The organism is Streptomyces sp. NPDC000983 (assembly GCF_040299205.1).
Taxonomy (GTDB): Bacteria; Actinomycetota; Actinomycetes; order Streptomycetales; family Streptomycetaceae; genus Streptomyces.
The window spans coordinates 407320-428502 of the sequence record NZ_JBEPBM010000001.1 but is presented as its reverse complement, the minus strand read 5'-3'; the positions used below and the strand labels follow the sequence as shown (position 1 = coordinate 428502).

At 74.4% G+C, this 21183-nt stretch carries 14 protein-coding genes; 1 reads left to right on the top strand and 13 read right to left on the bottom strand.

Translation table 11 applies throughout. The annotated features are described in order from the left end of the window. Nucleotides 1-9: 9 nt before the first annotated feature. The 11 genes from ABT296_RS01670 to ABT296_RS01620 form a co-directional block, all read right to left on the bottom strand. Nucleotides 10-1587 (bottom strand): phytoene desaturase family protein, encoded by a 1578-nt coding sequence (locus ABT296_RS01670; protein WP_351922350.1) that lies wholly within the window; start codon nucleotides 1585-1587, stop codon nucleotides 10-12. 49 nt (nucleotides 1588-1636) lie between these two features. Further along, complete coding sequence (locus ABT296_RS01665; RefSeq protein WP_351922349.1) at nucleotides 1637-3862, bottom strand: serine/threonine-protein kinase; 2226 nt, start codon at nucleotides 3860-3862, stop codon at nucleotides 1637-1639. 143 nt (nucleotides 3863-4005) lie between these two features. Continuing rightward, nucleotides 4006-5142 carry an FAD-dependent oxidoreductase gene (locus ABT296_RS01660; protein WP_351922348.1) on the bottom strand — a complete coding sequence of 379 codons (1137 nt, stop codon included), beginning with the start codon at nucleotides 5140-5142 and terminating at the stop codon, nucleotides 4006-4008. 264 nt (nucleotides 5143-5406) lie between these two features. Continuing rightward, a complete protein-coding gene (locus ABT296_RS01655) occupies nucleotides 5407-6585 on the bottom strand; it encodes an acyl-CoA dehydrogenase family protein (RefSeq protein ID WP_351922347.1) in 1179 nt (392 codons plus the stop codon). A gap of 90 nt (nucleotides 6586-6675) precedes the next feature. Continuing rightward, nucleotides 6676-7044: a four-helix bundle copper-binding protein gene (locus ABT296_RS01650; RefSeq protein ID WP_351922346.1), complete on the bottom strand. Its 369-nt coding sequence runs from the start codon at nucleotides 7042-7044 to the stop codon at nucleotides 6676-6678. Nucleotides 7045-7099: 55 nt separating this feature from the next. Further along, nucleotides 7100-9787 (bottom strand): pyruvate, phosphate dikinase, encoded by a 2688-nt coding sequence (gene ppdK, locus ABT296_RS01645; protein WP_351922345.1) that lies wholly within the window; start codon nucleotides 9785-9787, stop codon nucleotides 7100-7102. Between the two features lie 14 nt (nucleotides 9788-9801). Next, on the bottom strand, nucleotides 9802-10983 hold the full coding sequence (locus ABT296_RS01640) for a universal stress protein (RefSeq protein ID WP_351922344.1): 1182 nt from the start codon (nucleotides 10981-10983) through the stop codon (nucleotides 9802-9804). A gap of 496 nt (nucleotides 10984-11479) precedes the next feature. Beyond that, nucleotides 11480-11977, bottom strand: coding sequence for a flavodoxin domain-containing protein (locus tag ABT296_RS01635; RefSeq protein ID WP_351922343.1), 498 nt, complete (start codon nucleotides 11975-11977; stop codon nucleotides 11480-11482). 16 nt (nucleotides 11978-11993) lie between these two features. Next, entirely contained in the window at nucleotides 11994-12704 is a 711-nt protein-coding gene (locus ABT296_RS01630) for a CBS domain-containing protein (protein ID WP_351922342.1), read from the bottom strand. Continuing rightward, nucleotides 12701-15412 (bottom strand): bifunctional acetate--CoA ligase family protein/GNAT family N-acetyltransferase, encoded by a 2712-nt coding sequence (locus tag ABT296_RS01625; RefSeq protein WP_351922341.1) that lies wholly within the window; start codon nucleotides 15410-15412, stop codon nucleotides 12701-12703. The genes ABT296_RS01630 and ABT296_RS01625 overlap by 4 nt, the downstream gene beginning before the upstream one ends. Before the next feature lie 245 nt (nucleotides 15413-15657). Further along, nucleotides 15658-18039, bottom strand: coding sequence for a phosphoketolase family protein (locus ABT296_RS01620; RefSeq protein ID WP_351922340.1), 2382 nt, complete (start codon nucleotides 18037-18039; stop codon nucleotides 15658-15660). Between the two features lie 73 nt (nucleotides 18040-18112). On the opposite strand from ABT296_RS01620, the gene ppk2 reads away from it, so the two are divergent. After that, nucleotides 18113-18916, top strand: a complete 804-nt coding sequence (gene ppk2, locus ABT296_RS01615; protein WP_351922339.1) for a polyphosphate kinase 2 — start codon at nucleotides 18113-18115, stop codon at nucleotides 18914-18916. A 202-nt stretch (nucleotides 18917-19118) separates the two neighbouring features. Here ppk2 and ABT296_RS01610 read toward each other — a convergent pair whose 3' ends face one another. Continuing rightward, on the bottom strand, nucleotides 19119-20141 hold the full coding sequence (locus ABT296_RS01610) for a zinc-dependent alcohol dehydrogenase (protein WP_351922338.1): 1023 nt from the start codon (nucleotides 20139-20141) through the stop codon (nucleotides 19119-19121). Between the two features lie 22 nt (nucleotides 20142-20163). Next, complete coding sequence (locus ABT296_RS01605) at nucleotides 20164-21069, bottom strand: universal stress protein (protein ID WP_351922337.1); 906 nt, start codon at nucleotides 21067-21069, stop codon at nucleotides 20164-20166. Nucleotides 21070-21183: the final 114 nt, after the last annotated feature.

Here is a 21183-nt window from a genome sequence, read left to right as displayed (position 1 = left end):
CCCCGCCGTTCAGGCGTCGGCGCGCTCCAGCACCGCCATCGCCGCGTTGTGGCCCGGCACTCCACTCACGCCGCCGCCGCGCACCGCGCCCGCCCCGCACAGCAGGACGTTGGGGCGGGCCGTCTCCACGCCCCAGCGGCCGGTGCCGTCCTCGGCGTAGGGCCAGGACAGGTCGCGGTGGAAGATGTTGCCGCCGGGCAGCCGCAGGTCCCGCTCCAGGTCGAGCGGGCTCTTCGCCTCGATGCACGGCCTGCCCTCGGCGTCCGTCGCCAGACAGTCGGCGAGCGGTTCCGCCAGATGGGCGTCGAGCTGGGCCAGCGTCGACTTCAGCAGCTCCTCGCGGACCGCGTCGTTGTCCCGCGCGAAGAGCCGGGCGGGCGTGTGCAGTCCGAAGAGGGTGAGCGTCTGGTAGCCGCGCTCCACGAGGTCCCGGCCGAGGATCGTCGGGTCGGTGAGCGAGTGGCAGTAGATCTCCGAGGGCGGGGCGCTCGGCAGCTCCCCCGCGGCGGCCTGTGCGTGGGCGGTGGCCAACTGCTCGTATCCCTCGGCGATGTGGAAGGTCCCGGAGAACGCCTCCCGCGGGTCGACCGCGCTGTCGCGGAGCCTGGGCAGCCGCTTGAGCAGCATGTTCACCTTCAGCTGCGCGCCCTCGGCGGGGTCCTCGACGGTGTCGCCGGTCAGGGCGGCCAGCTCCTGCGGGGAGGCGTTGACCAGGACGTGCCGGGCGGCGGCGAAGCCCTCGCCGTCGGCCGTGCGGTAGGTGACCTCGGCGGCGGTGCCGTCGGTGTCGATGCGTACGGCCTCGTGGCCGGTGGCGATGACGGCACCGGCCGCGCGGGCCGCGCCGGCGAGGGCGTCGGTGAGGGCGCCCATGCCGCCGACCGGCACGTCCCAGTCCCCGGTGCCGCCGCCGATGACGTGGTACAGGAAGCAGCGGTTCTGCTTCAGGCTCGCGTCGTGGGCGTCGGCGAAGGTGCCGATGAGGCCGTCGGTGAGGACGACCCCGCGCACCAGGTCGTCCTCGAACCGGTCCTCGACGGCGACCCCGAGCGGCTCCTCGAACAGGGTCCGCCACGCCTCCTCGTCGTCGACCCGGCGGCGCAGCTCGTCGCGGCTGGGGAGCGGTTCGGTGAGCGTGGGGAAGACCCGCCCGGCGACCTCACCGGTCAGGCCGTAGAAGCGCTGCCAGGCCGCGTACTCGCGCTCCCCGCCGGTGAGGTTGGCGAACGCCTCGCGGGTGCGTCGCGCGCCCCCGCCCACGAGCAGTCCGGTGGCCCGTCCGGCCCGCTCCACGGGGGTGTACGAGGAGACCGTGCGGGTGCGCACCCGGAAGTCGAGGCCCAGGTCCCGCACGATCTTCTTGGGCAGCAGGCTGACCAGGTAGGAGTAGCGGGAGAGCCGTGCGTCGACTCCGGCGAAGGGGCGGGTGGAGACGGCGGCGCCGCCGGTGTGGTCCAGGCGCTCCAGCACGAGCACGGATCTCCCGGCCCGCGCCAGGTAGGCGGCGGCGACCAGACCGTTGTGGCCGCCTCCGACGATGACGGCGTCGTACGCGCGATGTCCGGGGTGTCCCTCGTGTGCGGCCATGGTTCTTCGTAACACGGGATGATCTAGGTCGGCCAGAGCTGTGGGGCCATCAGGTCGTGCCCCGCGCGGCCCGGTGGCGCAGGGCCGCGACCCTGCGGTACAGCTCGGCCGCCTCGGCGGCGCGGCCGAGCTGCTCCAGGCAGTGGGCCTCGTCGTTCCGGCCGGCCAGGGCGTCGGGGTGGGCCGGGCCCAGGACGCGTTCGCGGGCCGCGGCGACGGCGCGGTACTCGGTCAGGGCGTCGGGCCAGCGGCCCAGCCAGCCGAGCCCGACGGCGACCTCGCGGCGGCTGACGAGGGTGTCGGGGTGGTCGGCGCCGAGGACCCGGGTGCGGATCGCGCACACGTCGCGGGACTCGGCGAGGGCCTCCTCCCAGCGGCCCAGCCGCCCGAGGTTGACGCCGATGCCGTGGCGGGCGCGCAGGGTCTCGGGGTGGGTGGGACCGTGCACCCGGGTGCGGTCGTCGACGAGTTCCCGGTAGAGCTGGAGGGCCTCCGCGCTGCGGCCGAGGCGGCCGAGGCTGATGCCGACCTCGTAGCGGGCGGCGAGGGTGTCGGGGTGGTCGGGGCCGAGGGCCCGGGCGCGGGCCCCGGCGACGTCGCGGTAGGTGCCGAGGGCTTCCGCCCAACGGCCCAACTGGCCGAGCGCGTAGGCGACTTCGTAGCGGGTGAGCAGGGTCTCCGGATGGTCGGGGCCGAGCACCCGGGCCCGGGCGGCGGCCACGTCGCGGGCCATGCGGTACGAATCCTCCGGGCGGCCGAGGCGGCTGAGGCTGAAGGCGAGGTTGTGGCGGCAGCGCAGGGTGTCGGGGTGGTCGGCGCCCATGGACCGCTCGCGGGCGGCTAGCACCGAGAGATAGACCTGGTGGGCGTCGACGTGACGGCCCAACTGGCCCAGGACGTAGGCCATCTCCTGGCGGGCGGCGAGGGTCGCGGGGTGGTCCGGGCCGAGCGCGAGGCTCCTGGCCCGGGTGACGTGCTTGTACTCGCGCAGGGCGTCGGCGGCGCGGCCGGTGCGGCTGAGGGTGACGGCGACCTCGAAGCGGCTGGCGAGGGTGTCGGGGTGGTCGGGGCCCAGGAGGTGCTCGCGCTCGGCGGCGACGGCCCGGTGCACCTCCCCGGCCTCCGCCCAGCGGCCCAGCCGGCCCAGGCTGAGCCCCGCGTTGTGGCGCCCGGCGAGGGCGGCCAGGGCCGCCGGGTCGGGGCCGGGCACGGGCAGGTGGGGGCGTCCGCCGGCGGGGCGCGGGATCCACTCCCCGGTCAGCGCGGCCCCGGCGTCCGGCGGCGCGGTGGGCAGCCCGGCGCCGGTCGCCTTGTGACCGGTGGTCATGCCCCGGGTCCAGGACGGCATCCGGGACCCGGGGCCGGCCTGCTCCGGGGGCCGCGGCTCGGGGCGCGGGGTGACGACGGTCGGCACGTACGTGGAGGTGCCGCGGCCCAGGCCGATCCTGCGGCCCACCTCGCGGGCGTCGGGCGGCCGGTCCCCGGGGCTCTTGGCCAGCAGGTCCAGGATGATCCGCTCCAGGTAGGCGGGGAGTTCGGCGCGGAGCTCGCGGGGCGGGCGGGGCGGGGTGTCGCGGTGTCCGACCAGGACCGCCCAGGCGTCGTCGAGGTCGAACGGCGGGGCGCCGGTGGCGATCTCGTAGAGCACGCATCCCAGCGAGTACAGGTCGCTGCGCCGGTCGACCTCGGAGCCGCCGATCTGCTCCGGGGACATGTAGTGCGGGGTGCCCATGGCGACGCCGGTACCGGTCAGCCGGGAGGTGAAGCCGATGTCGGCGGCGAGCCGGGCGATGCCGAAGTCGCAGATCTTCACGGTGCCGTCGGTCAGCCGCACGATGTTCGCCGGTTTCAGGTCCCGGTGGACGATGCCCTGTTGGTGGGTGTAGGCCAGGGCGGCCGTGACCTGGTCGGCGATGTCGACGACGGCGGGCACGGGCAGCGGATGGTGCTTGTTGTCCTCCAGGAGCTGGCTGAGGTTGCGGCCCTCCAGCAGTTCCATGACGAGGAAGAGGACGCCGTCGGACTCGCCGAAGTCGTGCACGACGGTGACCCCGCGGTGCTGGAGCCCGGCGGCCACCCGCGCCTCGCGGCGGAACCGTTCCCTGAGCACCCGGCCGAAGGACTGGTCCTGGTACGGGCCGAGCGGCTTGAGGCACTTCACGGCGACCTGCCGGCCGAGCGACTCGTCCCGCGCCCGCCACACCTCGCCCATGCCGCCGCGCCCGATCCGGTCCAGCAGCCGGTACCGGCCCTGGACGAGCCCGCCGTCCCCCATCTCCCGCGCCCGCCCCCGTCACTGTGGTAGCCCGCGCTGACTCGTCCAGTATGGCGAGGTCTCGTCCAAGTTTGTACGGGGCTGCGTGGGCGGGCGGCCCTGCGGCGGCGGATCCGGGTGGGGTGCCCCTTCTCCGGGGCGGCTCAGTGCCCCGTCGGGCCCGGGCGTCCGAGCGCGAACCGGCTCGGTCCGGGCTTCCCGCGCACCAGCTCGGCCGCCAGTTCGCCGATGACCGACGCGAACTTGAAGCCGTGCCCGGAGAACCCTCCCAGCACGGTGACCGGGCCCTGCCGGTCGATGACGAAGTCCTCGTCGGGGGTGGTGGTGTACAGGCAGGTCACGGCCTCGGGCGCGGTGTGGTCCACGCCGGGGAGCCAGCGCTCGGCGTACGCGGCCAACTCCCGCAGGACCGCGGCGTCCGGGGTGCGGTCGCGCCGGTCGGGGTCGACGACCGCGCCGACGCCGTGGAAGCCCGCCTTGACGCCGTCGGTGCTGCCCAGTCCGTACACCCCGTCGACGGTGAGGCCGTCCACGGGCAGCGCGGCGCCCGGGTGGTGGATGTAGCTGGGCCAGCCGAGCGCGTCCGCCGCGGGGAAGTGCGCGGGTTGCTCCTGGGTGACACGCAGCACCGGCACGCCGCCGACCGGCGGAGCGCTGCCGCCGCCGAGCATGGTGGGCGCCCAGCCGCCGACCGCGACCACGACCGCGTCGGCGCGCAGTTCCTCCTCCGTGTCGGTGACCACCCGGACGTCGGCGTCGCCGCGCACCGACAGTCCGGTCACCCGGACGCCGTGCCGGATCTCCGCGCCGTGCGCCCGCGCCGCCTCCTGGAAGGCGGTGACCGCGTCGTCGGCGTGCAGGCGTCCGGCCTCCGGGTGGAAGACCGCAGCGGTGTCGGCGCGCAGCCCCGGCCAGCGCTCGGCGACCTCCTGCGGGGCCAGCCGCTCGGCAGGGCGTCCGGCGGCGGTCAGCGCCTCGTACACCGCCTCGGTCGTGGCGGCCGGTCCGTGGTCGACGGCTCCGGTGAGGGTGAGCACCCGCCGTCCGGTCTCCTGCTCCAGCCGCCGCCACAGCGGCAGCGACCGTACGGCGAGCGAGACGTAGAAGGGGTCCGTGTAGGCGAGCCGGAAGATCCGCGAGGTGCCGTGCGAGCTGCCCCGGTCGTGGCCGGGCTGGAAGCGCTCCAGCAGGGTGACGCGGTCGCCCTGGGCGGCGAGGTGCCACGCGGCGGACGAGCCCATGACCCCGCCACCGATGACGACGACTCGACGAGAAGACACGATGCTCGATCCTTGGGTGAACGATCCGGACCGGCCGGGCAACCGGACGTCCCGAGAATTTCGGTGGAACCTGCAACTTTCTATCAGTCGCCGACCGGGGCGAACCGGCCGGGTCGCCGCCGCCCGTCGTCGAGGCGGATCCCTCCCGGCGCGGGACCGGCCGGAAAGGACTCGGCCACCTCGGCCGTCACCGCTGATGCCGCCGTCCGTCCTGACGGCGGCCGTCCCGCCCTCGGACCGGCCGGAAGGCCGCTTCGCAGCGGGTCAGCGTCGTACGCGGGGCATGCCCAGGCCGATCCAGGAGATGATCTCCCGCTGGATCTCGTTGTTGCCGCCGCCGAAGGTGAAGATGACGGCGGAGCGGTAGCCGCGTTCGAGTTCGCCGTGCAGGACCGCGCCCGCGGAGCCCTCCTTCAGGGCGGCGGGGGCGGCGACGATCTCCATCAGCCAGGCGTAGGCGTCGCGGCGGGCCTCGGAGCCGTAGACCTTGACGGCGGAGGCGTCCTGCGGGGTGAGGGTGCCGTCCTGGACGGCCTGCACCATCTGCCAGTTGAGGAGTTTCAGGGCGTCCAGGCGGACATGGGTCTGCGCGAGGCGGCGGCGCACCCAGGGCAGGTCGATGACGCGGCGGCCGTCGGCGAGCTTGGTGTCGCCGGCCCAGCGCTGGACGTCGTGCAGGGCGCGGATCGCCATGGTGCCGTGCGCGGCGAGGGTGACGCGTTCGTGGTTGAGCTGGTTGGTGATCAGCCGCCAGCCCCGGTTCTCGGGGCCGACGCGGCGGGAGACGGGGACCCGGACGTTCTCGTAGTAGCTGGCCGTGGTGTCGTGGCCGGCGAGGGTGTTGATCAGGGTGCAGGAGTAGCCGGGGTCGTCGGTCGGGACGAGGAGCATGGTGATGCCCTGGTGGGCGGGGGCGGCCGGATCGGTGCGCACCGCGAGCCAGACCCAGTCGGCGGTGTCGCCGTTGGTCGTCCAGATCTTCTGCCCGTTGACCACGTACTCGTCGCCGTCGCGCACCGCGCGGGTGCGCAGGGCGGCGAGGTCGGTGCCGGCGTCGGGCTCGCTGTAGCCGATCGCGAAGTCGATCTCGCCGGAGAGGATCCGCGGCAGGAAGTACGCCTTCTGCTCGTCGGTGCCGAACTGCATGATGGTCGGGCCGACCGTGTTCAGGGCCATCAGCGGCAGCGGTACGCCGGCCTGGGCGGCCTCGTCGAAGAAGATGAACTGTTCCATCGCGGTCAGGCCCTGGCCGCCGTACTCCTTCGGCCAGCCCATGCCGAGCCGGCCGTCCGCGCCGAGCCGCCTGATCGTCTCGCGGTAGAAGCGCTTCTGCGCGGCCGGGTCGGCGTGCCGGGCGCGGGCCGTGTCCGGCACCAACTCGGCGAAGTACGCGCGCAGTTCGGTGCGCAGCCGCTGCTGCTCGGGGGTGTGGTCCAGATGCACGGCGCCTCCAGGTCTCCCTCGGCCGGTCCTGACGGCGCACACGGTAGAACCTGTTGCAGAAATTGGGAATGCCCGCGCGGGGGCCCCGGCTCAGTCCAGGGCGGCCAGGAGGTCCGTACAGGCCTGGGCGGCCTCCCGGCACGCCTTCGCGCCGTCCTCGGCGCCGAGCCGGCCGTCGAAGACCTCGGCGCACTCCAGGCACACCGTGCGGCACCACTCCAACTGGACGCGGATGCCGTCCTCGTCCGTCACCGACTGGTCGGACAGGGCGCGGCAGGTCGCCTCGCACACCTCCGCGCACATGATCCCCCTGCGTCTGAGGAGCGCCTCCCGGGTGGAGCCGTCGGGGGTCGCCCGGGCCGCGCGCACCGCGCAGACGCGCGCGCACTCGGTGCACGCCTGCGCGCAGGCGAAGCGGTCCTCCAGGTAGCGGAAGAGCTGCTGCTGAGAACTGGTCACGCGGTGCGAGTAGCCGGGGCCCGGGGCTTGAAACCCCGGACCGCCGGGCCCTGGCTCACCGGCCGGCGCCGCTGCCGTCGGAGTCGGTGAGGGTGGCCCGGCCCGCCTCCAGCCGGGCCGCGGGGACGCGGAAGGGCGAGCAGGAGACGTAGTCGAGGCCGGCGCGGTGGAAGAAGTGGATCGACGCCGGGTCGCCGCCGTGCTCGCCGCAGACCCCGGTCTCCAGCCCCGGCCGCACGGCCCGGCCGGCCTCGGCGGCCAGCTCCACCAGCCGGCCCACGCCCTCCTGGTCGATCGTCTCGAACGGGGACACCTCGAAGACGCCCTTGTCCAGGTAGAGCGGGAAGAAGGACGCCTCGGCGTCGTCGCGGGACAGGCCCCAGGTGGTCTGGGTGAGGTCGTTGGTGCCGAAGGAGAAGAAGTCGGCGGCCTCGGCGATCCGTCCGGCGGTGAGCGCGGCCCTCGGCAGCTCGATCATGGTGCCGATCGGGCAGTCGAGGTCCGTCCCGGTCTCCGCAGCGACCTCGGCGAGCACCCGCTCCGTCTCCGCGCGGGCCAGCCGCAGTTCCTCGACCGTGCCGACCAGCGGGATCATGATCTCGGCGCGGGGCGTGCCGCCGGCCCGCAGACGCGCGGTCGCCGCCTCCGCGACGGCGCGCACCTGCATCGCCATGAGACCGGGCACGGCCAGGCCCAGGCGCACTCCGCGCAGGCCGAGCATCGGGTTCTGCTCGGACATCCGCTCCACGGCCGCGAGCAGTTCCCGGTCGCGCGGATCGGGGTCCGCCGTGGCGGCGAGGCGGACGGCGAGGTCGGTACGGTCGGGCAGGAACTCGTGCAGCGGCGGGTCGAGCAGCCGGATCGTCACCGGAAGGCCGTCCATGGCCGCCAGGATGGCGGTGAAGTCGTCCCGTTGCGGCGGCAGCAGCGCGGCCAGCGCCTCCTCCCGCGCGCCGTCGTCGCGGGCGAGGATCATCGCCTCCACCAGCGCCCGGCGCTCGCCGAGGAACATGTGCTCGGTACGGCACAGTCCGATGCCCCGCGCGCCGAGCGCCCGCGCCCGGACGGCGTCCTCGGGGGTGTCGGCGTTGGCCCGGACCTCCAGGCGGCGTACCGAGTCGGCGTGCGCGAGCGCGTCGAGGACCGCGTCGGTGAGCGGGCCGGTGGACGTGCCCGTCTCCAGCGCGTGGCCCACGTCGGAGGCGGTGAGCGGGAGTTCGCCCAGGTGCACGGTGCCGGCGGTGCCGTCCACGGAGACGGTGTCGCCCTCCTCGACGACGGTGTCGTCCGGTGCGGTGAAGCGGCGGGCGGCGAGGTCGACGGAGAGCGCCTCGGCACCGCACACGCAGACCTTGCCCATGCCGCGCGCGACGACCGCGGCATGGCTGGTCTTGCCGCCCCGGCTGGTCAGCACGGCCTCGGCGGCGATCATGCCGGGCAGGTCGTCGGGGGTGGTCTCGCGGCGCACCAGGACCACCCGTTCACCGGCCTCGGCGCGGCGTACCGCCTCGGCGGAGTCGAAGACGACCGCGCCGACGGCCGCGCCGGGCGACGCGGGCACACCCCGGGCCAGGGGCACGTCGGTTCCGGTGGTGGCGAAGCGGGGGAACATCAGCCGGGTCAGTCCGGCGCCGTCGACGCGCTTGAGGGCCTCGTCGGCGTCGACGGCCCCTTCCGCGCGCAGGTCGTGGGCGATCCGGAAGGCGGCCTCGGCGGTGCGCTTGCCGACGCGGGTCTGCAGGATCCACAGCCGCCCGCGTTCCACGGTGAACTCGACGTCGCACAGGTCGCGGTAGTGCTCCTCCAACGTGCCCAGATGGCGGCCGAGTTCGGCGTACGCGCGGGGGTCGAGCCGCTCCAACTCGCTCAGCGGCAGCGCGTCGCGGACGCCGGCGACGACGTCCTCGCCCTGGGCGTCGGGCAGGTAGTCGCCGTAGACGCCGCGCGCTCCGGTGGCGGGGTCGCGGGTGAAGGCGACGCCGGTGCCGGAGTCGGAACCGAGGTTGCCGAAGACCATCGCCTGGACGTTGACGGCGGTACCGAGGTCCTCGGGGATGTGTTCGCGGTGCCGGTAGACGCGGGCGCGCTCGGTGTTCCAGGAGTCGAAGACGGCGCGGACGGCGCGGGCGAGCTGGTCGGCCGGGTCCTGCGGGAAGTACTCGCCGGTCTCCTTGCGCACGATGGCCTTGAACTCCTCGGTGAGCAGGACGAGTTCGCGGGTGTCCAGGTCGTGGTCGGTGGCGGCGGCACGCCGTTCGCGGTGCTCGACGATGGCCTGTTCGAACAGTTCGGCGTCGACGCCCATCACGGTGTGGCCGAACATCTGGATGAGCCTGCGGTAGGAGTCCCAGGCGAACCTCTCCTGCCCGGACGCCTTCGCCAGCCCGCCGACCGACTCGTCGTTCAGGCCGATGTCGAGGATGGTCTCCATCATGCCGGGCATGGAGAAGCGGGCGCCGGAGCGCACGGACACCAGCAGCGGGTCGTCGGGGGCGCCGAGGGTGCGGCCCATGGCCTCCTCCAGGCGGGCGAGGGCTCGGGCGGCCTCCACCCCCAGCTCGTCGGGTTCCTCCCCGGTCGCCAGGTAGACCTTGCAGGCCTCCGTGGTGACGGTGAAGCCGGGTGGGACGGGCAGCCCGATCCTCGTCATCTCGGCGAGTCCGGCTCCCTTGCCGCCGAGCAGTCCGGCCATGTCCCGGCCGCCCTCGGCGAATTCGTACACGTACCTGATCGGCGCGGTCATCGTCGGTCGGCCTCTCACTCGTGGGGTACGACGGCCACCGGGCAGCCGGCGTGGTGGACGGCCGCGTGGGTCACGGGGCCGGAGCGCGGGAGGGTGGGGCGGTGCTCGGTGGGGCCCCGCCCTGTTCCGGCGTGCCCGGTGCGGGCATGCCCGGTGGGGCCCTGCCCGATGCGGGCGTGCCCGGTGCGGCGGCCCACGACGAGCAGTCCCGCCCGGGAGGCGGCCCGCACCAGCACGGTCCGGGCGCGCCCCGCGGCGACCTGCTCGACGGCCTCCACGTCCGGGAACTTGTCGCGCCACACCTGGAGCACGGCCGTCATGAGCCCGAGCCACTCCTCGGCCTGCCGCGGACCGTCGGCGACATACGTCTCGCCGGGGCGGGAGCGGAGGAGGGAGGGCGGGTCCCAGGCGTGGACGACCTTGAGGCGGGCGCCGCGCACCCGGGCCTCCTCGAAGGCGAAGGCGATCACGTCGTCGCGGGGGTCGCCGAGGTCGAGGCCGAGGACGACGTCCCGGGTGTCCGAGGCGCCGCCGACGGCCTCCTGCTCCGCCGGGCCCGAAACACCGGGTGCGGCGCGGTAGTCGCCGTCGGACTCCTGCCCCGCCGTACCCGAGGTACCGGGCACGGCGCGGTGGTCGTCGTCCTCCTCCCCCGCCTTGCCCGAGGCGCCGTGCGGGGTGCGGTGGTCGTCGTCGGACGCCTGCTCCACGCTGCCCGAGGCGCCGAGCGCGGCACGGTGTCGTCGGCCTCCTCCCTCGCCCGGACGACGACGACCGGGCGGGGTGCGGCGGTCGTCGTCGGACGGCTCCCCCGCCCGGACCAGGACGACCGGCCGGACGGCTCCGGCGACCGCCCCGAGGACGACCGGACCGACCGGGAACCCGGTGAATCCGTGCGGGCCCCGGCAGCCGAGGACGAGCAGTTCGCCCCGCCCGGCGGCACGCACCAGCCGGTCGGCCACCGGACCGTCGACCACTTCGGACCCCAGGACGACCCCGGGCGCGGCGCGGGCCGCGCGTTCCTCGGCCTCGTGCAGGGCCCGCCGGACGGCGGACGGACGGCGGTCGGGGCGTCGGCCCCGGACGAGCACCAGACGCAGGGGCCGCTCGCGCCGTACCGCCTCGCGCGCGGCCCACGCGGCCGCGGCGAGACTCTCGGCGGAACCGTCGACTCCCACCACGACGGGCAAGAGCATGGCACGCACCTCCTGGGGCGGAACCGGTCGTCCCCTCCAGCTTCACCCCGGGACCCACCACCTCGCATGGGCCGCTGGGCGCATGCCCGGGTCCGTTCGGCCCCTGCCGGGCCGTCGGCCGCGAACGGAGGCCGGGGACGGAGGCCGCGAACGGAGGCCGGGGACGGCTCGGATCGCCGGGTGCCCGTACCGGAAGGCGGCAGACCGTGGAACAGGTGACCATCATCGGCGTGAACGGGTCGGCCCGAGGCCGTGCGGCGGTGGACCGGGCGGCACCCGAGGCGCTCTCACGGGGCCTGCCCCTGCGGGTGACGCCGTCTGATCCGGCCCGGCCCGCGAGTGGCGGACGACGCGGCGGCCGAACCCGCCCTCCAGCGAACCGGGTTGCTGGTGCGGGCGGCCGGTCCGGCCGGACCCCCGGCGTTCGCGCGGCGATCGGCCGAGTCGAGGCCGGAACCGGCCGCGACCGGCATCGAGGGGCCGCGCCCTCGCGTGCTCAGACCTTCGTCAGTTCCCGGGCCACCTCGGCCGCCCACGCCTCGATCCGGTCGAAGTCGCGGAAGTCGCCGCCCTTCCCGCCGCGCAGGATCATCTTCGCGATCCGGCCCTTCGCGCCCTCCTCCAGACAGCCCCCGAAGGTGACGTGCCCGCGGGCGTCGAGGCGGATCATGGCGCGCCGCAGTCCGGGGACGGGCGGGATGTCCCGCTCGCCGGCGGACGGGTCGAGCGGCCCACTGCTGAACAGCCACAGCGGGCGCTGGGCGAGGGCTGCGCGGTGCCGGCGCAGGAAGCGGCGGGCGTCCCTGTGCCAGCGTCCGCCGTACAGGGCGCCGCCGACGACCACGGCGTCGTACTCCGTCACCCCGTCGACCTCGGCGGCGGCGCGCGCCTGCGCGGCGCAGCCCTCCTCGCGCAGGGCCGCGGCCACGGCCTCGGCGATCCTGGCGGTCGATCCGTTCGTCGTCCCGTAGGCGACCAGTACCTTGTCGCTCATCACGGTCCGCCTCCTCTCACAGCCGGCGCGGCCGGTCGTCGGCGACGCCGTACAGGGCCTGTTCGTCGGGTGGGAGCCGGGAGTCGTCCAGCCGGTGGGTGAGGTGGTCGACGACGGCGACCACTCCGTCGATCCGCCGGGTCATGGCGACGGCCAGCTCCGTCTCGCTCCTGCGCTCCAGCTGCCCGGAGAGTGTGACCACGCCCTCGGTGACCGAGACGTCCACGGCGCGCGGACTCAGCCACAGCGCCCTGACCAGCACCTCGTCGACGACCGCGGCACGGATGCCGGCGTCGGGGCGCAGGAAGACGGAGAGCAGGTCGCGGCGGGAGACGATGCCGACGAGCCGGTCCTCCTCGTCCAGTACGGGCAGCCGTCGCACGCCGTGCCGGGTCATGGTCCGGGCCGCCTCGACGATGGTGTCGTCGGCGCGCACGGTGACCGCCGGGTGGGTCATCAGCCGCCCGGCGGTACGGGCCTCGGCCGGGACGGCCCGGGTACGGCCGCGCCCGAACCACGCGTGCTTCCCCCGGTCGGCGGTCCCGGCCTGGCGTGTCAACAGGTCCGCCTCGGAGACGACGCCGATGACGCGCCCGTCCTCGTCGACGACCGGCAGTCCGCTGACGCGGTGCTCGCCGAGGAGCCGGGCCACTTCCTTGAACGGGGTCCCGTACTCGGCCCGGACGACCCGCGTGGTCATCACGGAGGCGACCTTGTCGTGCCTCATGTGCGTTTCCCTCCTCGGCGGAGCCTGCGCAGATGGGGGTCCTGGGACCCGCGGGGCACCAGGCGGAGGCGGGCGTCGAGGACCGTGATGCCGCCCGGTGTGGCGAGGACGGGGTTGAAGTCCGCCTCGGCGAGCTGGGGCAGGTCGCTCGCCAGCCGGGAGAGCCGCAGCAGCAGGCCCTCCAGTCCGGCGAGGTCCACGGGTCCGCCGCCGTCCGCGCCGAAGAGCAGTGGGGCGCAGCGCGGGGCGGTGATCAGGTCGTGCACGTCGTGGTCGGTGAGCGGGGCGAGGCGGGCCGCCTGGTCGGCGAGCACCTCGCTGGCGGTGCCGCCGAGCCCGAACAGGACCAGGGGTCCGAAGACGTCGTCCTGGACGACCCCGGCGAACAGTTCGGTGCCGCGCGGGGCGAGGGGTTGCACGACGACCCCGGTCAGGAGGTCGCCGAAGCGGTTGTCGAGGTCGCGGAAGGCGGCGCGCACCTGCTGGTCGCCCCGGAGGTCGAGGTGGACGGCGTCCTGGGCGCTCCTGTGCAGCAGGCCCGGCCAGTGGCCCTTGAGGACGACGCGGCCGTCCGCACCGCGCAGCCGGTCGGCGGCGAGGACGGCGTCGTCCTCGGACTCGGCCCAGGCCCAAGGCAGTTGGGGGATGCCGTAGCAGTCGAGGAGTTCGGCGACGACGCGCGGCTCGGGCCGGCCTCCGTCGGGGTGGGCGTCGAGGTAGGCGTCCACGACGGCCCGGGCCCGCGCGGTCTCGATGCCGTCGAGGTCGGGGACGGTTCCGGCGGGCCGGGACAGCCAGGCCGCGCGGCGGGCGGCGTGGGCCAGGGCGCGGGCCGCCGCCCGGGGTTCGGCGTAGGCGGGGACGGTGCCGCCGCCCTCGGTGGGCAGGAGTTCCACGGGCAGTGCCTGTTCGAGCCGTACCGCGAGGACCGGTTTGGGGCGTGTCGCGGGGGCGCGGGTGAGAGCCCGGACGAGGTCGTCACCGGTGGCCGCGGCGAGGGCGGTCGGCACCAGCGCGACGAGGACGGCGTCGATGCCGCCGTACCGCATGATCCGGTCGACGCACGCGGTGAGTTGGTCCTCGGTGACGGTGGCGGTCGCGTCGACGGGGTTGCCGACGGCGGCCCCCTCGGGGAGCAGGGCGAGCAGGTCCTCGGTGAGTTCGGGGGTCGGCGCGGGCAGGACGAGCCCGGATTCGGCGCAGGCGTCGGCGGTGAGGACGCCTGCGCCGCCCGCGTTGGTGACGACGGCGACCCGGGTTCCGGCGGGCAGCGGCTGGGAGCGCAGGAGTGCGGCGGTTTCGAGGAGTTCGCCGCAGGAGTGGGTGGCGGTGACGCCGGCCTGGGTGAACAGCGCGGCGCGGGTCATGGTGGGGGTGGCGGCCGCCGCGGAGTGGGCGGCGGCGGCCCGCCGGCCGGCGTCGGTGCGTCCGGCGTCGACGGTGAGCACCGGCATGCGGCGGGTGACGCGGCGCGCGGTGCGGGAGAAGGCGCGCGGGTTGCCGAAGGACTCCAGGTGGAGCAGGGCGAGGTCGGTGCGGTTGTCGCTCTCCCACCACTGGAGCAGGTCGTTGCCGCTGACGTCGTACTTGTCGCCGAGGGAGGCGAAGGTGGACACGCCGATGCCGAGCCGGGACAGCCCGTCGAGCAGGGCGATGCCGATGCCGCCGGACTGGACGGCGACACCCGCGGTGCCGGGGCGGGGCCGGCCGGCGGCGAAGGTGGCGTCGAGGCGGAGTTCGGGCTCGGTGTGGGCGATGCCGAGGCTGCCCGGGCCGACCAGGCGCATGCCGTGGCCGCGGCAGGCGGTCAGCAGCGCCTCGGACTGGCTCGCGTCCAGCCCTTCGGTCACCACCAGCAGGGCCCGTACGCCGGCCTTGCCGCAGCTCTCGGCGGTGTCCGGGACCTCGGCGGGGGGCACCGCGAGGACGGCGAGGTCGGCGGTGGTGGGCACGGCGCCGACGGTCGGGTACGAGGGGACGCCCAGGACGGCCCGCGCGCCGGGGTGCACCGCGAACAGCCGTCCGGTGAAGCCGCCTGTGCCGAGCCGGCGCAGGATCGCGCGGCCGACGGAACCGGGGGTGCGTCCGGCGCCGATCACGACGACGGAGCGGGGCCGCAGCAGGGGTCGGAGGCTGGCGACGTCGGCGGCCCGGCCGCGTTCCTCCACGGCCGTGAGGTAGGTGTCGTCGGTGTCGAGGGCGATCTCGCAGCGGACCTCGGGGCCCTCGAAGCGGCGGGTGGTGCGCAGCCCCAGGTCGGCGAAGAGGCGGAGCACCTCGTGGTTCTCGCTGAGGGCGTCGGCGGTGAAGCGGGTGACGCCGTCGGCGCGGGCGGCCGAGACGAGGTGTTCCAGCAGGAGGGTGCCGACGCCCCGGTGGTGCAGCCCGTCGGCGACCGCGACGGCGAGGTCGGCGGAGTGCGCCGAACCGGCCGTGTCGTACTCGGCGAGCCCGATGACGCTCCCGGCGGTCTCGGCGAGCAGGGCCCGCCGGCCGGGGCGGTCCGCCCGGCAGACCCGGTCGGCGGCCGGACCGGCGGAGGCGGGGCTCGTGGTGAAGAACCGCATCCGCAGGTTCTCCGGGGCCATCTCCTCGTACAGGCCGCGCACCCGGTCGTGGTCGGACGGCCGTACCGGGCGGATACGGACCGTGGTGCCGTCCGCGAGCAGTGCGTGGACCTGGGGCCGGCGGAGCGCGTCGTCCGTCATCGGGGAACTCCTTGTCCTCTTCCCGGGGCACCCGTCGCTCCGAGTTCCCGGGCCACCCGTCACTTCGAGGATCCAGCGGTTCGCCGCGCACTCCCATGGGCTGTCCGGACGCGGCGGTGGGGCCGATCGGCCCTGTGCGGCCCGCGGGCCACCCCGGATCACCCACCCCGAACAGCGCCCCCGACCACCCGGACCCGCCCGGCACCGGAAGGCGGCCGGGCGGGTTCCTGGTCTCCCGCGGAGCGCTACGCGTTCCAGCTCCACTCCGCGATCTCCGGCAGGTCCGTGCCGTGCTCGCGGATCCAGGCGTGGTGGCGGGTGCGGGCGTCGGCCATGTCCTGGCGTACGGCGGCGGCGCGGACGGCGAGGCCGGGGACGCGGTCGATGACGTCCATGACCAGCCGGTAGCGGTCGAGGTCGTTGCGGACGACCATGTCGAACGGCGTGGTCGTGGTCCCGGACTCCTTGTAGCCGCGTACGTGCAGGTTGCGGTGGCCGTTGCGGCGGTAGGCGAGGCGGTGGATCAGCCACGGGTAGCCGTGGTAGGCGAAGATGACCGGTTTGTCCTGGGTGAACAGGCCGTCGTACTCGAAGTCGCTCATGCCGTGCGGGTGTTCGTCGCTCGGCATCAGGCGGGCGATGTCGACGACGTTGACCACGCGCACGGCCAGTTCGGGCAGGTGGCGGCGGAGCAACTGGGCGGCGGCCAGCACCTCCTGGGTGGGTACGTCGCCCGCGCAGCCGAGCACGACGTCCGGTTCGCCGCCGTTCTCGCTGCCCGCCCAGTCCCAGATGCCGGCGCCGCGGGCGCAGTGGGCACGGGCGGCGTCCATGGAGAGCCAGTCGAAGCAGGGTTGTTTGCCGGCGACGACGACGTTGACGTAGTCGCGGCTGCGCAGCGCGTGATCGGCCACGGAGAGCAGGGTGTTGGCGTCCGGCGGGAAGTAGACCCGCACCACCTCGGGGCTCTTGTTCAGGACGTGGTCGACGAAGCCGGGGTCCTGGTGCGAGAAGCCGTTGTGGTCCTGGCGCCAGACGTGCGAGGTGAGCAGGTAGTTGAGGGAGGCGACGGGCGCCCGCCACGGCAGCTCGCGGGAGGTCTTGAGCCACTTGATGTGCTGGTTGACCATCGAGTCGACGATGTGCACGAACGCCTCGTAGCAGGAGAACAGGCCGTGCCGGCCGGTCAGGAGGTAGCCCTCCAGCCAGCCCTGGCAGGTGTGTTCGGAGAGGATCTCCAGCACCCGGCCGTGCCGGTCGAGGTGTTCGTCGACCGGCAGGATTTCGGCCTGCCAGGCCTTGCCGCTGCCGTCGAAGACGGCCTGGAGCCGGTTGGAGGCGGTCTCGTCGGGGCCGACGACCCGGAAGTCCCGGCGGTCCTGGGTGTCCCGGACGACCTGGGCCAGGAGATCGCCGAGGATCCGGGTGGGTTCGTGCAGGGTCGTGCCGGGCTTGTCCACGGGCACCGCGAACCGGTCGAGGGAGTCGATCGGCAGCTCCCGCACCAGCAGTCCGCCGTTGGCGTGCGGGGTGGAGCCCAGGCGGCGGGCGCCCTCGGGCAGACAGGCGAGAACGTCCGGAACCGGACGCCCGTCGGCGTCGAAGAGTTCTTCGGGCCGGTACGACCGCAGCCACTGCTCCAGCTGGCGCAGGTGCTCGGGGTTCTCCCGGACCCCCGCGAGGGGGACCTGGTGGGCGCGCCAGGTGCCCTCCACGGGCACTCCGTCGACCTCGGCGGGGCCGGTCCAGCCCTTGGGGGTGCGCAGCACGATCACCGGCCAGCGCGGGCGTTCGGTGGCGCCCTCCTCGCGCGCGGCGCGCTGGAAGCGGGCGATGCGGTCCAGGGCGGTGTCGAGGGCGGCTGCCATGGCTCGGTGGACGGTCGCCGGGTCGTCGCCGGTGACGTGCAGCGGCTCGTGTCCGTAGCCGCGCAGCAGTTCGTCGAGTTCGGCCTCGGGCAGCCGGGCGAGCACGGTCGGGTTGGCGATCTTGTATCCGTTGAGGTGGAGGACGGGCAGGACGGCGCCGTCGTGCACCGGGTCGAGGAACTTGTTGGAGTGCCAGGAGGCCGCGAGCGGCCCGGTCTCCGCCTCGCCGTCGCCGATCACGCAGGCGACGACCAGGCCGGGGTTGTCGAAGGCGGCTCCGTAGGCGTGGGAGAGGGCGTAGCCCAGCTCGCCGCCCTCGTGGAGGGAGCCGGGCGTCTCGGGCGCCACATGGCTGGGCACCCCGCCTGGGAAGGAGAACTGCCGGAAGAGCCGCCGCATGCCCTCCGCGTCCCGGCCGATGTCCGGGTAGGTCTCGCTGTAGCTGCCCTCCAGCCAGGAGTTGGCGACCACGGAGGGCCCGCCGTGCCCCGGGCCCCACACGCACAGCGCGTCCAGGCCGCGCGCCCTGATGACGCGGTTGAGGTGGGTGTACACGAGGTTCAGGCCGGGCGAGGTGCCCCAGTGGCCGAGGAGCCTGGGCTTGATGTGCTCGGCCCGCAGGGGCTCGCGCAGCAGCGGGTTGGCGAGCAGGTAGATCTGCCCGGCGGCCAGGTAGTTGGCGGCGCGCCAGTGTGCGTCCAGGGTGCGCAGCTCGTCGTCGGTCAGTACGGTGCTGTTCTGATGTTCGACCTCGGGCATGGGTGACTCCTAGATCATCGATGGCGTCGTCGACCGGTTCGTCAACAGGGGTCTTCGGGCGGTGGGAGGCGGCATGGCCGGGAACAAGGCGCCGAAGGTGCCGCGCGGCGTCTACGAGAAGGAACTGCTGCGTCTTCAGACGGAGTTGGTCAAGCTTCAGGAGTGGGTGCGTGCCGAGGGCGCCCGGCTCGTCGTCATCTTCGAGGGGCGTGACGCGGCGGGCAAGGGCGGCACGATCAAACGAGTCACCGAGCATCTCAACCCGCGCGTGGCCCGGATCGCGGCCCTGCCCAAGCCCACCGAGCGGGAGCGCACCCAGTGGTACTTCCAGCGGTACGTGGAGCACCTGCCGGCCGCCGGGGAGATCGTGCTGTTCGACCGGAGCTGGTACAACCGGGCCGGTGTGGAGCATGTGATGGGCTTCTGCACCAAGGCCGAGTACCAGCTTTTCCTGCGCCAATGCCCGATCTTCGAGCGGATGCTCGTGGAGGACGGGATCCTGCTGCACAAGTACTGGTTCTCGGTCAGCGACGCCGAGCAGCAGGAGCGGTTCCGGCGCCGTCTGGAGGATCCGCTGCGGCGCTGGAAGCTGTCGCCGATGGACCTGGAGTCCATCACCCGCTGGGAGCGGTACTCCCGGGCCAAGGACGAGATGCTGGTGCACACCGACATCGGCGAGGCGCCCTGGTACGTCGTGGAGAGCGACGACAAACGCCGGGCGAGGCTGAACATGATCGCCCATCTGCTGGGCTCGGTGCCGTACCAGGACGTCCCGCCGCCGGTGCTGGAGCTGCCCGAGCGCCCGGCCTCGACCGGCTACGAGCGCCCGCCGCGCGATCTGCAGAACTACGTCCCGGACCACGCGGCGAGCCTCTGACCCGCTCACACCGGTCGCGGCGCCCGCGACGTCCCGCGGGGTCGGCGGTCCGGCCCGGCGGGCGCGGTGCGCCCCCACGCGCAGGGGCGCACCGGCCGCAGCGACACCCCGTCCGGTAACGCCACGTCGGCGGCCCGGTCCTCGGCGCGCAGGGCCGGTTCCGGGCCGTCGGCACCGACGGTCGGCAGGCGCTCGCCGCTGTTCACCGCGGCGCGCCGAGGTCGAAGACGATCCTGGCCGGAACCCTGCCGTGCAGGACGTCGTCGATGGAGTCGTTGACGGAGTCGAGCGGGCGGGTCTCGCGGATGACCCGGGTGCGGCCCGCCGCGTGCAGCCGGAACACCTCGGCGAGGTCCTGCCGGGTGCCGACGATGGAGCCGATCACCGAGGTGCCGTTGAGGACGGTGTCGAAGATCGGGACCCTGATCGTGCCGTGCGCCGGCATCGCGACCAGGACGAGCTTCCCGCCGCGCCGCAACCCGGCGTTGACGGCGGCGAAGGCGTCCTCGTTGACGGCCAGGGCGATGGCCGCGTGGGCGCCGCCGTGCGCCTTGAGGACCTGCGCGACATCCTCCTTGCGGGCGTCGACGACGAGGTCCGCGCCGAGTTCCGCGGCCAGTTCGAGCTTCTCGTCGGTGACGTCGATCGCCGCGACGGTCGCCCCGGCGATCTTCGCGTACTGGACGGCGAGGTGGCCGAGACCGCCGACCCCGGAGACCGCGACGAGCTGGGCGGGCCGGACGTCGGCGACCTTGAGGGCCTTGTACGTGGTGACGCCGGCGCAGGTCAGCGGTGCCGCGTCGACCGGGTCGACGCCCGGCGGCACGGGCTGCGCGAAGTCGGCCCAGGCGAGCATCTTCTCCGCGTAGCCGCCGTCGCAGCCGTAACCGGTGTTGACCTGCTGCTCGCACAGGGTCTCCCAGCCGGACAGGCAGTGCTCGCACCGCCCGCAGGCACGCCCGAGCCACGGCACGGCGACGCGCCGGCCCACGGTCAGGTGGGTGACCCCGTCGCCGAGCGCCTCGACGAGGCCGACGCCCTCGTGGCCGGGCACGAACGGCGGGTTCGGCTTGACCGGCCAGTCGCCGTGGGCGGCGTGGATGTCGGTGTGGCACAGCCCGGACGCCTCGACGCGGACCCGGACCTGTCCGGGGCCCGGCTCGGGGTCGGGGCGCTCCTCGATGACGAGGGGCTCACCGAAGGCTCGTACGACGGCTGCCTTCATGCTGCTGCTCCTGGGATGCGGATCAGTCGTGGGCGACGACTGCTACGGGTGCGGTGGAGTGGTGGAGGACGGCGTGGGCGACGGTCCCGAGGTGGGCGCCGAAGGGGTTGCGCCGGATACGGCGGCCGATGACCACCAGCGACGCCTCGCGGGCCGCGTCCACCAGCCGGACACCGGGGCTGCCCGCCGGAACCTCCTCGACGACCTCGACGTCCGGGTGCTTCTCCCGCCAGGGCCGCAGGATCTCGGTGAGTGCGGCGGCCTGCTGCTTGACGAGTTCGTCGTGCAGGGACAGGTCGGCGGTGAGGCCGTAAACGTAGTACGGGGGGAGGTTCCAGCCGTGCAGGACGCGCAGGGCGGTGCCCCTCCTGGCGGCCGCCTCGAAGGCGAAGCCGATGACGTCGGGGTGCGGCCGGGTGGCGTCCAGGCCGAGCAGGACGGGCAGGTAGGGCGTGGCGGCGGAGGGGATGCCGGCGAGGTCGGGCCGGTGTTCGTCGGCGGCCTGCTCACCGGCGCGCACCAGGACGACGGGGCGGGTGGCGCGGGCGACGGCGGACAGGCCCACGGAGCCGACCATGAAGCCGCGGATGCCGCTCAGGCCGCGCGAGCCGAGGACGAGCAGTTCGGCGTCCTCGGCCGCACGGACCAGGACGTCTGCGGGGGTGCCGGTGAGCTGTTCGGTGGTCACCTCGACGCCGGGGTGGCGCAGCCGCAGGCCCTCGGCGGCCTCGCGCGGGATCCGCTCACTCCAGTGCTGGTGGGTCTCGACGCCGAGCAGGGGCGCCTGGGCGAGGGGTTCCGGGACCGGCTCCCAGACGTGGACGATCTTCAGCGGCAGGTCGAGCAGCTCCGCCTCGCGGGCCGCCCATTCAGCGGCGGCCCGGCTCTCGGGCGAACCGTCGAGACCTGCGACGACAGTGCGGGCCATGATGGTGCCTCCTGATCGTTGGACCTGTTCTCAGGGTGTGCGGTGACGGGGGTGGGGCGGCAGGGGCCGCAGGTCCTCGGCGAGGACCGACCGGCCCATCCGGCGGACCCCTGG

Bases quoted from the DNA above. Each gene is read 5' to 3' on its own strand.
- ABT296_RS01670 (WP_351922350.1), bottom strand. From the start codon at position 1,587: ATGGCCGCACACGAGGGACACCCCGGACATCGCGCGTACGACGCCGTC.
- ABT296_RS01665 (WP_351922349.1), bottom strand. From the start codon at position 3,862: ATGGGGGACGGCGGGCTCGTCCAGGGCCGGTACCGGCTGCTGGACCGG.
- ppdK (WP_351922345.1), bottom strand. From the start codon at position 9,787: ATGACCGCGCCGATCAGGTACGTGTACGAATTCGCCGAGGGCGGCCGG.
- ABT296_RS01640 (WP_351922344.1), bottom strand. From the start codon at position 10,983: ATGCTCTTGCCCGTCGTGGTGGGAGTCGACGGTTCCGCCGAGAGTCTC.
- ABT296_RS01635 (WP_351922343.1), bottom strand. From the start codon at position 11,977: ATGAGCGACAAGGTACTGGTCGCCTACGGGACGACGAACGGATCGACC.
- ABT296_RS01630 (WP_351922342.1), bottom strand. From the start codon at position 12,704: ATGAGGCACGACAAGGTCGCCTCCGTGATGACCACGCGGGTCGTCCGG.
- ABT296_RS01625 (WP_351922341.1), bottom strand. From the start codon at position 15,412: ATGACGGACGACGCGCTCCGCCGGCCCCAGGTCCACGCACTGCTCGCG.
- ABT296_RS01620 (WP_351922340.1), bottom strand. From the start codon at position 18,039: ATGCCCGAGGTCGAACATCAGAACAGCACCGTACTGACCGACGACGAG.
- ppk2 (WP_351922339.1), top strand. From the start codon at position 18,113: ATGGCCGGGAACAAGGCGCCGAAGGTGCCGCGCGGCGTCTACGAGAAG.
- ABT296_RS01610 (WP_351922338.1), bottom strand. From the start codon at position 20,141: ATGAAGGCAGCCGTCGTACGAGCCTTCGGTGAGCCCCTCGTCATCGAG.
- ABT296_RS01605 (WP_351922337.1), bottom strand. From the start codon at position 21,069: ATGGCCCGCACTGTCGTCGCAGGTCTCGACGGTTCGCCCGAGAGCCGG.